10 protein-coding genes, 1 pseudogene and 1 CRISPR repeat array are annotated in these 12,413 nt (G+C 68.3%); of the genes and pseudogenes, 6 read left to right on the top strand and 5 right to left on the bottom strand.

All coding sequences use genetic code 11. The features are described 5' to 3' along the window. Positions 1 to 88: 88 nt before the first annotated feature. Complete coding sequence (locus tag D7Y04_RS02790) at positions 89 to 508, bottom strand: hypothetical protein (RefSeq protein ID WP_120593895.1); 420 nt, start codon at positions 506 to 508, stop codon at positions 89 to 91. A gap of 256 nt (positions 509 to 764) precedes the next feature. Between D7Y04_RS02790 and D7Y04_RS02785 the strand changes: the two genes are divergently transcribed. Beyond that, positions 765 to 1,160, top strand: coding sequence for a response regulator (locus D7Y04_RS02785; protein ID WP_120593894.1), 396 nt, complete (start codon positions 765 to 767; stop codon positions 1,158 to 1,160). Positions 1,161 to 1,178: 18 nt separating this feature from the next. Here the strand turns inward: D7Y04_RS02785 and D7Y04_RS02780 are convergent, their stop codons facing one another. From D7Y04_RS02780 to D7Y04_RS02765, 4 genes are all read right to left on the bottom strand, one after another. Then, positions 1,179 to 2,489 (bottom strand): AarF/ABC1/UbiB kinase family protein, encoded by a 1,311-nt coding sequence (locus D7Y04_RS02780; protein WP_121758223.1) that lies wholly within the window; start codon positions 2,487 to 2,489, stop codon positions 1,179 to 1,181. 75 nt (positions 2,490 to 2,564) lie between these two features. Next, on the bottom strand, positions 2,565 to 4,427 hold the full coding sequence (locus tag D7Y04_RS02775) for a serine/threonine-protein kinase (protein ID WP_217277540.1): 1,863 nt from the start codon (positions 4,425 to 4,427) through the stop codon (positions 2,565 to 2,567). Between the two features lie 660 nt (positions 4,428 to 5,087). Next, positions 5,088 to 5,567 carry an SMI1/KNR4 family protein gene (locus D7Y04_RS02770; protein WP_121758222.1) on the bottom strand — a complete coding sequence of 160 codons (480 nt, stop codon included), beginning with the start codon at positions 5,565 to 5,567 and terminating at the stop codon, positions 5,088 to 5,090. Between the two features lie 4 nt (positions 5,568 to 5,571). Continuing rightward, positions 5,572 to 5,841, bottom strand: a complete 270-nt coding sequence (locus D7Y04_RS02765; RefSeq protein ID WP_121758221.1) for a hypothetical protein — start codon at positions 5,839 to 5,841, stop codon at positions 5,572 to 5,574. Positions 5,842 to 5,959: 118 nt separating this feature from the next. Here D7Y04_RS02765 and D7Y04_RS02760 point away from each other — a divergent pair, with 118 nt between their 5' ends. The 5 genes and pseudogenes from D7Y04_RS02760 to D7Y04_RS02740 all read left to right on the top strand — a co-directional run bounded on the left by D7Y04_RS02760 (position 5,960) and on the right by D7Y04_RS02740 (position 11,282). Then, a complete protein-coding gene (locus D7Y04_RS02760) occupies positions 5,960 to 6,421 on the top strand; it encodes a hypothetical protein (RefSeq protein ID WP_121758220.1) in 462 nt (153 codons plus the stop codon). 170 nt (positions 6,422 to 6,591) lie between these two features. Continuing rightward, a pseudogene (locus D7Y04_RS46685) lies at positions 6,592 to 7,083 on the top strand (aldo/keto reductase); the annotation flags it as partial. 145 nt (positions 7,084 to 7,228) lie between these two features. Continuing rightward, the gene (locus tag D7Y04_RS02750; RefSeq protein WP_120593888.1) at positions 7,229 to 8,398 is read left to right on the top strand and encodes an L-dopachrome tautomerase-related protein; all 1,170 of its coding nucleotides are present in this window, start codon (positions 7,229 to 7,231) and stop codon (positions 8,396 to 8,398) included. A 164-nt stretch (positions 8,399 to 8,562) separates the two neighbouring features. Further along, positions 8,563 to 8,946, top strand: a complete 384-nt coding sequence (locus D7Y04_RS02745; RefSeq protein ID WP_199749603.1) for a hypothetical protein — start codon at positions 8,563 to 8,565, stop codon at positions 8,944 to 8,946. A 64-nt stretch (positions 8,947 to 9,010) separates the two neighbouring features. After that, positions 9,011 to 10,265: a CRISPR direct-repeat array (repeat unit 37 nt; unit sequence GTTTCAACCCACGCTCCGCCCCGAAGAGCGGAGCGAC). 783 nt (positions 10,266 to 11,048) lie between these two features. Further along, positions 11,049 to 11,282, top strand: a complete 234-nt coding sequence (locus D7Y04_RS02740) for a hypothetical protein (protein ID WP_147477023.1) — start codon at positions 11,049 to 11,051, stop codon at positions 11,280 to 11,282. The last annotated feature ends 1,131 nt before the right edge of the window (positions 11,283 to 12,413 follow it).

Raw genomic sequence — 12,413 nt, 5'->3', positions numbered from 1 at the left:
ACCTCGCCGCGTCCGTTTCAAGCTAGGCAGGCCTGGAACCCCGTGCGGACGGGCCCGGGGAGGCACAGCACCGCCGCCTGGCAGGGGGTCAGCCTGGGTCCTCCGGAGGGGCGCGCCCCGTGGACATCACGAGCGGCGCCAGGTGGGCCTTCTGCGCGGACACCGCCGCCTCGGCGTCCGCTCTCGCGGCCTCGGCTTCCGCCCGGCGGGCCTGGGCCGCGTGGACGGAGGCCTCGCGCTCCATCAGGCCCACGTGGACCCGGGCTCGCTGACCGTCCCCCACGGCCCACGTCCGCTCGGAGTCGTTGCCCCCCAGCCTCGCCACGGCCTGATCCGCCAGTGAGACGACCTTCAGCGCCTGGGCCCGCTGCACGCAGGCCAGGGAGAGGACGCCATAGGCCTCCGCCTGCGCCCGGGCCGCCGTGGCCTCCTGCCGCCGGGCCGCCGCCCGGGCCTCCAGGGCGTGCCCCCGCGGGTCCGTCCGGCCTGCCTTCCGTTGGGATGTCATCAGGTCCTTCCTGGTGGGAGGCCACCTACATGCCCCGTGGCGCGCACACCCTTCAAAGCTAGGAACGCCCTCCAGGGCTGCCCACCCGCCAGGACGAGGCGTGTGGTTCCAATCGGAAGTTTCCAGAAAATTCCAGGGAGGCTGGCCAGGAAGGAGAGGGGTGGGTCATACTCGGGAAGTGCCCGGGTCACTGTCATCCTTGGGGCGGCATCCTGCCGACCAGGGCACCCAACTGTCGGTTCCAGGGGGAGCCACCATGTCGGAGATCAAGATTCGCGTCCTCATCGTGGACGATGACCCGGACCAGCTCGCGCTGACCGAACGCTCGTTGTCCTCGTACAACTTCGAGGTCCGCACCCACCGCTCGTCCCTGGGGGTCTCCAACCTGGTGCGCACCACGGCGCCGGACCTGGTGCTCCTGGACGTGAACATCCCCGCGCTGAGCGGCGACAAGGTGCTGGCGCTGGCCCGGCAGCAGGCGCCGGAGAACACCCGCTTCGTCCTCTACTCCGCCTCCGACGAGTCGAAGCTGCGCGCGCTGGCGCTGGCGGCGGGCGCGGACGGCTACCTGTCCAAGAGCACGCAGGGCGCGGACCTGGCGCGCAAGCTGGAGCGGCTGCACAAGCGCCCGCGCGTCGCCGCCGGCACCTGAGGCCCGCTACAACGGGGCTCATTCGCCCACGAGCGCGCCGACCTCCAGGAACACCTGCCGGAAGTCGCCCTGCGCGCCCACGAGGCGCAGGTTCTGCGCCAGCCCCCCGGTGGCCCGGAAGAACATCATCGCCTCCGGGGGCGGCCGGATGCGCATGATGCGCGCGGCGTTGCGCGTGAAGTGGTTGCGCATGTCGCGGTTGATGTCGCAGGTGCCGTAGTCATACGGCGAGCTGCGCATGGGCCGCCCGGCGATGTGGAGCACCTCGCGCAGGAGCAACTCCGCCTCCGCCTCCGGCAGCTCCACGGAGAAGCCCACCTCGCGGCACAGGCCCAGCACGTCCAGCGTCTCCAGCCGCAGCGCCTGCTGGAACATGCGGCGGTTGGCCGTGACGAAGCCCGGGCTGAAGCGCTTGATGGAGCCGAAGTCCAACAGGCCCATGCGTCCGTCCGGCATCACCATGAAGTTGCCGGGGTGCGGGTCGGCGTGGATTTCGCCCGCGTCCAGGAAGGGCCCGTAGGTGGCGCGGATGAGCTGGCGCGCGACGCGGAAGCGCTCGGCGTCATCCGGCGACGTCGTCACCCAGTCCTTGAGCGTCTGGCCCTCCAGCAGCTCCAGCGTGAGCACGCGGTGGGCGCTGCGCTCCTCGATGACCTGGGGCACGTACAGGTCCGGCAGCCGCGCCACGCTCTTCGCGAAGCTCTGGGCGAGCTTCGCCTCGCGGCGGTAGTCCAGCTCCAGCATGAGTTCGTCGCGGAGCTCCTGGAAGTAGGCGGTGCCATCCATCATCCGCGACGTCTTGGACACCGTCTTCACGATGAGGCCCAGGTTGTCCATGTCGTGGCCCATGGACACGTCGATGCCCGGGTACTGCACCTTCACGGCGACGGGGCGGCCGTCGTGCAGCACCGCGCGGTGCACCTGGCCCAGCGACGCGGCGGCGAGCGCGTCCGGGGAGAACTCCTTGAACAGCGCCTCCGGCGGCGCGCCCAGCTCCTCCTGCACCACGCGCGACACCTGTGCGTAGGACATGGCGGGGGCCTGGTTCTGCAGCCGGGCCATCATCTGCCGCACTTCTGGCGTGAGCAGGTCCGGGTCCATGGAGAGGGCCTGGCCCAGCTTCATGGCCGCGCCCTTCATCTCCCCCAGCGTGGCCACCAGCTTCTCCGCGGTGCCCAGGCTGAGCAGCTCCGAGGGGTTTGTCCCGGTGAGCTTCTTCGCGCCCGTCTTGAGCACCTCCGTGCCCACGTGCATGGAGAGGCCCGCCAGCTTGCGCAGGCGGTTGAAGCGCCCCTGGGGCGGCAGCTTGTCGTCGGGTTCGGAAGCCATGGGAGAGCAGAGGATTAACGAAGACTCCTCTCCCATACGCAAGACGCCCCCGGGGTGGATGCGAGCCCGGCTCCCCTACCGGGGAGCGGCCGAGCCCCGCACCCGGGCCCGGAGGAAGCGCCAGCGCTTGAGCCCCTCCAGGTCCAGCGGGTCCGCGCGGACCGCCAGCTCATAGGCGGCGAGCGCCTCCTCCAACCGGCCCACGGACGCGAGCGCGTCTCCGGACAGGCGGTGGACGGCGGCGCGGCCCTCGCGGCCGGTGTTGCCCGCGAGGAAGCGGCGGCGGCACTGCTCCAGCATGGTGGCGGTGAGGCCCGCGGCGAGGCACCGCTCGATGCCCTCCACGTTGCCGAGCGTGGCGTCGTACTCCACGCGCCGCTCCACGTGGCCCAGCGTGTGGAGCGCTCCGGACACGCGATCCATCGCGCGGTCCACCTGGGCGCGCTGGCCGTCCGACAGCGGGCGGGCCTTGAGCAGCTCCAGCGCCCCGCGAGCGCGCTGGGCCGCGGTGCGCACGGACTCCAGCGTGGCGTCGCGCGGCAGCTCCAGCACGGCGTACGGGTCCCCGGCGAGCCGCCGGCGGAACCCCTGGAGGACGGTCTCTGCTTGCGCGTCCTCGGGCGTGGGGATGGCGGCGGTGGCGGCGGCCTGCGCGGACGTGGCGCGGGTGGCGTTGCGAAGCTGGGCCAGCTGGGCCTGGAAGGCGGGGCTGGCGTCGCGCAGCTGCACGCCGAAGCCCGGGGACATGTTCCACGACTGGGCCTGCTCGGCGGTGACGTGGCGCACCACCTGCGCGGTGCACGGCAGCTCGCCGCCGGGCAGCCGCAGCACCAGCGAGACCTCCGACAGGAGCGCGGGCGGCGGGGTGGCCAGCTGGAAGAAGAGGCCGGAGCGGCCCACCCACTCGCCCTTGAGCTCCACGGGGGCCTGCGTGCCCTGGCCGCGCAGCAACGCGGTGAGCGGCGGTGCGGAGGGCGCGGGCGGCGGCGCGAGCGATGCCTCCAGGGCCGCTCTCAGCTCCGCGGCGGAGGCGAAGCGGTGTTCGGGCCGCTTGGCCAGCGCGCGCAGGAGCACCCGCGACAGGGCCTCCGGCACGGCGGGGTTCAGTTCGTGCGGCGGGACGGGCTCCTTCTGCAGGTGGCCCACCAGGATTTCGGCGGCGGTGCGGCCGTAGAAGGGCACCTGGCCGGTGAGCAGCAGGTACGCGAGCACGCCAGCAGCGTAGAGGTCGCTGCGCGCGTCCACGATGCCGTCGCCGCACTGCTCGGGGGCCATGAACTCCGGCGTGCCCAGGAGGACGCCCACTTCAGTGGTCATCTCCCCGGCGGGGCGGGACAGGAGCTTGGCGATGCCGAAGTCGAGCAGCTTCACCCGCTGCTTGCCGCTGGGGCTGGGGACGAGGAAGACGTTGGCGGGCTTCAGGTCGCGGTGGACGATGCCGTGCGCGTGCGCGGCGCCCAGGGCGTCACACACCTGCATCATCAGGTCCACCACCAGCGCCGCGGCCATGGGGCCGCGGGCGAAGTTGGCCAGGCTGTCGCCCTCCAGGTACTCCATGACCAGGTACGGGCGCCCTTCGCGCGAGTCCAGGTCGTAGAGGGTGACGACGTTCTCGTGCTGCACGAGCGTGAGCGTGCGGGCTTCGGAGAGGAAGCGCGCGACGAGCTCCGGGGCCTGGGCCAGGTGCGCGTGGAGCACCTTGATGGCCACGCGCTTCTGGATGAGCGTGTGCTCCGCGAGGAACACGGTGCCCATGCCGCCGCGGCCCAGCTCGCGCACGACGCGGAAGCGGCCGAACTCCTGGCCCACGAGGGAAGGCACCACGGGCGTGGGAGACGACATGGGCGTGGGCGGAGAGGCGGGCAGCGCCGCCGCGGGTCCTGGCGGCGGCGTGCCGGCGTAGAGAATCGTGCCGCCGTTGAGGTCCAGCCCGCGCATCAGCGTGGGACACGCCTCCGCGTCCGAGTGGGGCTGACCGCAAGAGCAGATGAGAGGCGACGGGGCGAGCACGAGGGACCGGTAACCAGCGGAAGGCGATGCGGGGGTAAGGACAGCGTCAGCGGCCGATGCGAGCGGTGTGCCAGGAACCGGGATTTTCCGGCTCGCGCGGACGGGCGCGCCAACCGGTTGATCCGCTTCGCTTTTGCGACACTCGGATGCGGCCTGGGTCCCAGCTCATCGACAGACACCCCTCGGTTGCGGGGAGTTTTTACAGCCCCGGGACGGAACAGTTTTCCGTCCAGCACATCCCAATACGTTCGGTCCGCAAGACCTTGGGCAACTTCCGCCCTGCATTCCCTTCAACCGTCCTGCCGCGCCGCGAAAGTCCCTTCAAGATGACAGCACGTCGTGCGGGTTTCCAGTGCGCAGCGACACGAACATCCACGCTGGAAAACATCTCGTTCAGTCTCGAAGTAAGCCGCGATTGCGCGGATGGCAGTGGGAGCCTGGAAGGCCCTGTAGCGCGTGAGGAACGTACGGATCCGACGGTGTTGGGAGGCCGACAAATCGGCCTGGGATGAAGTGTCCTGCGAGGATGGCGGGGGTTTCCGGGCTTCTGGCGGGACGCGGTTGCGTGCGGTGGGGACGCGGGGTCCGTCACCCGTCCTGCATCCGCTTCTTCAGCCAGAACCAGCGTCCGTTGGAGCGGAGCGCGCCCGCCAGGAACTCGGAAAAGGAGCTGGCGATCCGGGGGCACCGGGATGGATCCGGGAAGCCTTCGCGGAAGCCGTCGCGCAGGGGATAGCGGCCGTCGTGCTGCTGGCTCACGTCGAGCAGGACGTAGTTCCCGTCGCGGACCTCGCAGAGGGCGTACCAGGACGCGGGCCCTGACCGGTCCGTGTCGTCCTGACTCATGACGATCCGAGCGCGGCGGAGTTCGGATAGCGGGGGGAAGGAGAACGCGGGGTCGACGCGGTCGAACAGGTCCGCGCCGTCGCAGTGCAGGTAGAAGGCGCGGAGGTCCGGGTCCAAGCGCCATCCGACGCGTTGCTCGAAGGCATCGATCCGCGCGGGCGTCGCGGGAGGGCGTGCGTGGTGGAGGCGCGAGACCTCTTCGAGCAGGGCACTCATCGACATGGGGTTACTCGCCATAGGGGTAGCTCGAGCCCACGCCGGTCCACGGGGGCTGGTTCGCGTAGCACTGGGCATAGAGCCCGTTCAGCGTCTGATGGATGTCCTTGGGGAACGGGATGATGTTGTCCCAGTCCGTGGGATTGCCACCATGACTCAGGTCCCGGATGTGGTGCCCCTGGTAGGGCTTCCCGTTGGCATCGGTGGGCCATGCACCGAAGCGCTCGGCCCAGCGGCCTCTGAATCCGTCGCGGATGTTGTCCCAACGGTCGCGGGCCACGGCATTCTGCGCCGCGGTAAGCGTCCCGTAGTTGCAACAGTGGGCCCATTGCGATTGATGGTCATGGATGCACCCTACAGTGCGAGCGCACGCGCCTCCTCCCTGGTAGGAAAGAGGGATGCCGCTTCAGTTCGCAGGGGACTTCCGTGAGCTCGGCTCGGGATCCGACGAGGGGCCTTCCATCGTGGAAGCACGCGGGAAGATTCCGGAGGCGGAGCGCAGTCGGATCGGTCGCTATCTCGCGACGGGCGTCGTCTTCGCCGTCAGCAGTTGGCCGTTCGCGGACTGGTTCACAGGGGAGAAGAACATCGCGCCCGCACGTACGCACACGGATGGCGTCTGGCACTGGCGGGCCGACCTTTCGTACTACGTCCTGCGCTACGGCGTAGCGCTTCCGGATGCGTTCCTGCAGCGCATGCGGGACCTGGACTGGAAGTGCCCGGTCCTGTCACGGCAGGAACTGCACGCGCTGTCGGAGCAGCTCGCGTTCGAAGGCAAGGTCCGGCAGAAGCTGAGGAAGAAGCAGGAGAAGGAAGCGCGAGTGCGGCGGGCAATGGAGCGGCTGCAGCTCAAGAAGTGACTGAATGATCCGCCGTGGGTTCCCCCGGCGCCGTCCCAAGCTGTCCGACAGTCGGACAGGTTTCCGCCAGGCGGATGGCGCGGCAGCCCTGAGGCCGGGCAGCCGGTCGCGGGTGATGGGCCGGGTGTTGTTAGGATGAAGGGTGCCCACCCTCCTCGCAAGGAGACACCATGAGCACGCAAGCCCCGCGCAGGTTGAATGACGGGACCTCGCTTCCTCCCATGGGCTTCGGCACCTGGCCGCTCACGGGCGACGAGGCGGCGGTGGCGGTGGAGACAGCACTGCGGACGGGCTACCGGCTCATCGACACGGCGGCGCGATACGACAACGAGGAGGCGGTGGGCCGAGGGCTGCGGTCGTCCGGCGTTCCCCGCTCCGAGGTCTTCGTCACGACAAAGCTGGCCGGAGCGGACCATGGCTACGACGCGACACTCCGGGCCTTCGATGCGAGCGCTCGCCGGTTGGGATTGGAGAGAGTGGACCTGTACCTCATCCACTGGCCACTGCCAGCGAGGAACCTCTACGTGGATTCATGGCGCGCGCTCCTGCGACTGAAGGACGAGGGCCGGGTGCGTTCGGTCGGCGTGTCCAACTTCGAGCCGGAGCACATTCGCCGGCTGGTCGAAGAGACCGGTGTGTCGCCAGTGGGGAACCAAGTCGCAGAATCCCCAGCGCATGAAGGAGAACCTGGAGGCCTTCGACTTCCGGCTGGATGCGGACGACCTGGCCGCGCTCGCGGCGTTGGACCGGGGCCACCGGCTGGGCGGCGATCCGAACGTGTACGTCGAGCTGTAGGGGGAGCAGGCCATGAGGTTCCATCACAAGGTGGGAGTGCTCGCATTGGCGCTCGCGTCGCTCACCGCGTGGGCGGAGGACGCGGTGGACTTCTCCACGCGCCCCACCGGCACGCTGGAGGTGGTGGCGCGCTTCGATGGGCCGGGCCCATCCGGCATCGCCGTCACTCCGGACGGGCGGGTGTTCGTGGGCTTCCCGAGGCACGCGGAGGACCACAAGGGCGCGACGCTGGCGGAGCTGGTGCAAGGCACGCTGGTGCCCTTCCCCACCGCGGCCATGAGCCTGCCGTCGAACGCGCCCGCCGCGCAGCGCCTGCTGTCCGTGCACGGGATGACCACCGATACAAAAGGCAACGTGTGGGTGATCGACGACGGCAAGCGCGCGGGCATCCAGGGCATCCCGGATGGCGGGGCCAAGGTCGTGGGCTTCAACCCGGCGACTCGCGAGGTCATCGCCAGCGTGGTGATCCGCGCGCCCGCGCTGCTGCCCGACAGTCACCTCAACGACCTGCGGGTGGACCTGACCCACGGCGCGAAGGGCACGGCGTACATCAGCGATTCCTCGTTCGGCACGTCGCCCGCGCTCGTGGTGGTGGACCTGGCCACGGGGCGGCAGCGCCGGGTGCTGGCCACGCATCCATCCACCCAGCCGGAGCAGGACTTCCTGGCGCTGCTGGAGGGAAAGCCGCTGCGCTACGACCCGAAGCACCCGACCTTCCCAGTGGGCGGAGCGGACGGCATCGCGCTGAGCACGGACTCACGCCGTCTGTATTACGCGCCGCTGACGAGCCGACGGCTCTACAGCATTCCGACGGACGTGGTGTCGGACCTCGACGTGCCGGAGCGCACGTTGGCGGCGGCGGTGAAGGACGAGGGAGAGAAGGGCTTCGCGGATGGCCTGGCCATGGACACGCAAGACCGGCTGTACATCACCGATGGCGAGCACCACTCCATCCTGCGCCGCTGGCCAGATGGCCACTTCGACGTGGTGGCGCGGGATGCGCGCATTGTCTGGCCTGACGGCATCTTCGCCACGGCGGGACATGTCTACGTGACGCTCGGGCAGTGGAACCGGCTGCCGTCGTTCAATGGCGGCAAGGACCTGCGCGAACCGCCCTATCTGTTGATGCGCGCACCCCTGGAGACAACGGCTCCGGTGGATGCCACACGGATGAAGAAGTGAGGAGCAAGGCCATGCGTTTACGGTTTGTGTGGAGGGCGGCCCTGGTGGCCGTGCTGGGACTGGGCGGAGGCGCCTGGGACCGAGACTCCTCAGCCACGGCTCCAGGACAAGCGCCTGTCTTCAGCTACTGGCACAACTGGACGGATGAACATGGGGTCAGCCACATGACCCTGTGTCCCGTGCGGAGCTTCGACCTGAAGAGCATGTCTCCGCCCGCCGATCCGCAGTGGCAGTCACACCAGCCCCCTGGCGAGTCCCAGGTCATCTTCACGGTCCAACCCAACGACTGGAAGGGGTCCTGGCATGAGGACCCGAAGGTCCAGTGGATCATCCCCCTCTCCGGAACATGGTTCGTCGAGGCAATGGACGGCACGCGCGTGGAGCTGGGGCCAGGTCAGGTGTCCCTGGGCGAAGACCTGAACACACGGCCGGACGCACAGGGTCGCAAGGGCCATCTCTCCGGGAACGTCACCCCCGGCCCCGTGACGCTGATGGTCGTGCAGCTCGCGGAGAAGCCCACCGTCAATCAACCTTGCCGGTTCAAGTGACGACGGTGTTGATGGCGCGGTGCGGGCAGGGTCCGGACTGGGCCAACTTGTCCGACAGTCGGACAGGTTTCAAAGACGTCCCGTCCGAAGGGCGGAGCAACCGCCACCAACTCTGTCGTGTACGGCTCCTTAAAAGGGTTTCAACCCACGCTCCGCCCCGAAGCGCGGAGCGACCAACAGGCGCAACCCATGCCACCGCATCACCGACAGGTTTCAACCCACGCTCCGCCCCCAGGAGCGGAGCGACGACTCTGGCCCAACGACATGATGTGGACCATCCTGGAGTTTCAACCCACGCTCCGCCCCGAAGAGCGGAGCGACGGAGATGATGGCGGGCCTGAGCGACCTCGACATGCTTCAACCCACGCTCCGCCCCGAAGAGCGGAGTGACGGTAGATATCCAGGATGGGAAGCGTGTAGACAGCGTTTCAACCCACGCTCTGCCCCGAAGAGCGGAGCGACCGCCGCCTGCTGCTGCTTTTACTCGTCACTCAAGTTTCAACCCACGCTCCGCTCCGAAGAGCGGAGCGACTCGCAAACCGAAGTTCCCCCCGGGTGTTTGGCGGTTTCAACCCACGCTCCGCCCCGAAGAGCGGAGCGGCCAGGATGCGCTTCGTGTGCGAGACCCGCTCGATGGCGTTTCAACCCACGCTCCGCCCCGAAGAGCGGAGCGACAAGAAGAGGAGACGTGAGCAACGACAAGGTGGAGAAGTTTTAACCCACGCTCCGCCCCGAAGAGCGGAGCGACTGTCCACCGTCCGCCCGAATCACGCTGCCCTCAAAGTTTCAACCCACGCTCCGCCCAGAAGAGCGGAGCGACACGCGGACGCCTGGGCCGCCATTCAGTACCTATACCGGTTTCAACCCACGCTCCGCCCCGAAGAGTGGAGCGACGGCCTGGGCTATGCCGCGTGGGGCCTGTTCAAGTTTCAACCTACGCTCCGCCCCGAAGAGCGGAGCGACCGCTGCTGTCTCACCGAAGCGCGTCGCCGCGAGGTTTCAACCCACGCTCCGCCCCGAAGAGCGAAGCGACCGAAGTACCCCGAGTGCAAGGGGAGCTTGAACAAGTTTCAACCCACGCTCCGCCCCGAAGAGCGGAGCGACCGCCATCCACGTGAGCACCTCCGAGGTCGTCAACGAGTTTCAACCCACGCTCCGCTCCGAAGAGCGGAGCGACATTCGCGCTGCTGGCAGACTGCGAAGGACGCCGAGGTTTCAACCCACGCTCCGCCCCGAAGAGCGGAGCGAGATCGCCGTGGAGCTGCCCACCACGTGGCCCCGTAAGGTTCCCCCCCCCCCGCCCCGAAGAGCGGAGCGACTGGCCCCGCGCCACACACGAATCCGAGGGAGAAGTTTCAATCCATGCTCCACCCCAAAGAGCGGAGCGGCCACCGTGATGCTTCACCGCAGCCCTACAGCGATTGACGTTTCAATCCACGCTCCGCCCCAAAGAGCGGAGCGACCGACATGCTGGGCGTGGACGCCTACCTGATCAAATTTCAACCCACGCTCCGCACCGAAGAACGGAGCGACTGCCGGGGTGCCGCGCCAGCTGGAGCCCACCCAGTTTCAACCCACGCTCCGCACCGAAGAGCGGAGCGACGTCGGACTGGGACGGGGTGTCAGCCCCTCTGGGGTTTCAACCCACGCTCCGCCCCGAAGAGCGGAGCGACGCGCGGGGAGTACGTCCAGTGCACGGTGTGCCAGTTTCAATCCACGCTTCGCCCCGAAGAGCGGAGCGACGCGAGAGCGGGTGCCGCCCTGCGCCCAGCCACTGTTTCAACCCACGCTCAGCCCCGAAGAGCGGAGCGACCGTCCTCGACGTCGAGCGCTTTCCCGCGGACTGGTTTCAACCCACGCTCCGCCCCGAAGAGCGGAGCGACCGGCTCCGGGACGGCCCCAACAGCGACTGGTCCGAGTTTCAACCCACGCTCCGCCCCGAAGAGCGGAGCGACGTTGAGGCGAGGGCTCTTCACCTCGCGGTTGACCATGTTTCAACCCACGCTCCGCCCCGAAGAGCGGAGCGACCGACCAACGCGCTGTTCGGCGTGGGGCCCACCCAGGCGTTTCAACCCACGCTCCGCACCGAAGAGCGGAGCGACGTGCGTGTCGCCAATCCGGACAAGATGCTCTTCGGATTTCACCCCACGCTCCGCCCCGAAGAGCTGAGCGACGTCATCGCGAAGCACGACCGGCACCTGGGCCTGCGCCTGTTTCAACCTGCGCTCCGCCCCGAAGAGCGGAGCGACGAGGAGCGCGTGGACGTCGTCGGCACACGCGTCGCGGTGTTTCAATCCACGCTCCGTCCCGAAGAGCGGAGCGACTTGGTCCCGTAGGCATGAGAGCCATGCCGGGTCAGGTTTCAACCCACGCTCCGCCCAGAAGAGCGGAGCGACTTCGGCGGCTTCGCTGACCTGGCCGTCAAGGTGTTTCAACCCACGCTCCGCCCCGAAGAGAGGAGCGACTTCGTGGTCGGCATGTGCACAAACTTCACGATCTCGTTTCAACCCACGCTCCGATCAGAAGATCGGAACGATCTTCAGGCGGCAGATCGCCTGGGACGTCATGTCAACGTTTCAACCCTACGCTCCGATCCGAGGAGCGGAGCGACCTACGTGACCACCAACTACGCCTGCGCCTTCCTGTTTCAACCCACACTCCGCTCCAAAGCGCGGAGCGACATGGGCTGCGACGTGAGCTCGCCGCTCTGTGGCTACGAGTTTCAACCCACGCTCCGCCCCGACGGGGTGACCAGAAACTGGCGGGCCATCGGCATGTTGTTTCAACCCACGCGCCGCCCCGAAGAACGGAGCGACGGTTTGTCGATGTCAACAGGGTGAGAGTCGTCGAAGTTTCAACCCACGCTCCGCCCCGAAGAGCGGAGCGACTGGCGAAGTACTGCGACGAGTAGGTGCCGGAGGGGTTTCAACCCACGCTCCGCACCGAAGAGCGGAGCGACCGGCGGGGAAGCTGTACTACGGCACCGTCGACGGGTTTCAACCCACGCTCCGCCCCGAAGAGCGGAGCGTCCAGTCGTGCGGAAGTGCCTCATCGGCTTCAACCCACGCTCCGCCCCGAAAAGCGGAGCGACTGCCAGTTTCGTGCCCACAGCGCCCAGGCCCTGGCTTCAACACACTTTCCACCCAGCCGAGACAAGCGACCGTACCGCAGCGGCATTGGGAGGTCCGCCCGCGAAGTTTCAACCCACGCTCCGTCCCGAAGAGCGGAGCGACGCCCAGTGCCGGAATGTCCTGCACTTGAGACCGCCATCTTCAACCCACGCTCCCGCCGAAGAACAGGGCTGGGCAGCCAGCGCCACTATGCAGTTTCCAAAGACCTAGTCCTTCTCAAACCCTGGACAACCATGCAGCCCACCTTCCGCCCGACACCGTCAAAACCGGCCCGACTGTCGGACTGGTTTCCACCACTCGGTTGGAGGGAGTCCTCTCCACGGCGCGTGACGAGAT

The organism is Corallococcus sp. AB038B, assembly GCF_003668955.1.
Lineage (GTDB): Bacteria > Myxococcota > Myxococcia > Myxococcales > Myxococcaceae > Corallococcus > Corallococcus exiguus.
Note: the sequence above shows the minus strand (reverse complement) of the source record. Positions and strands in the feature narration are given on the sequence as shown.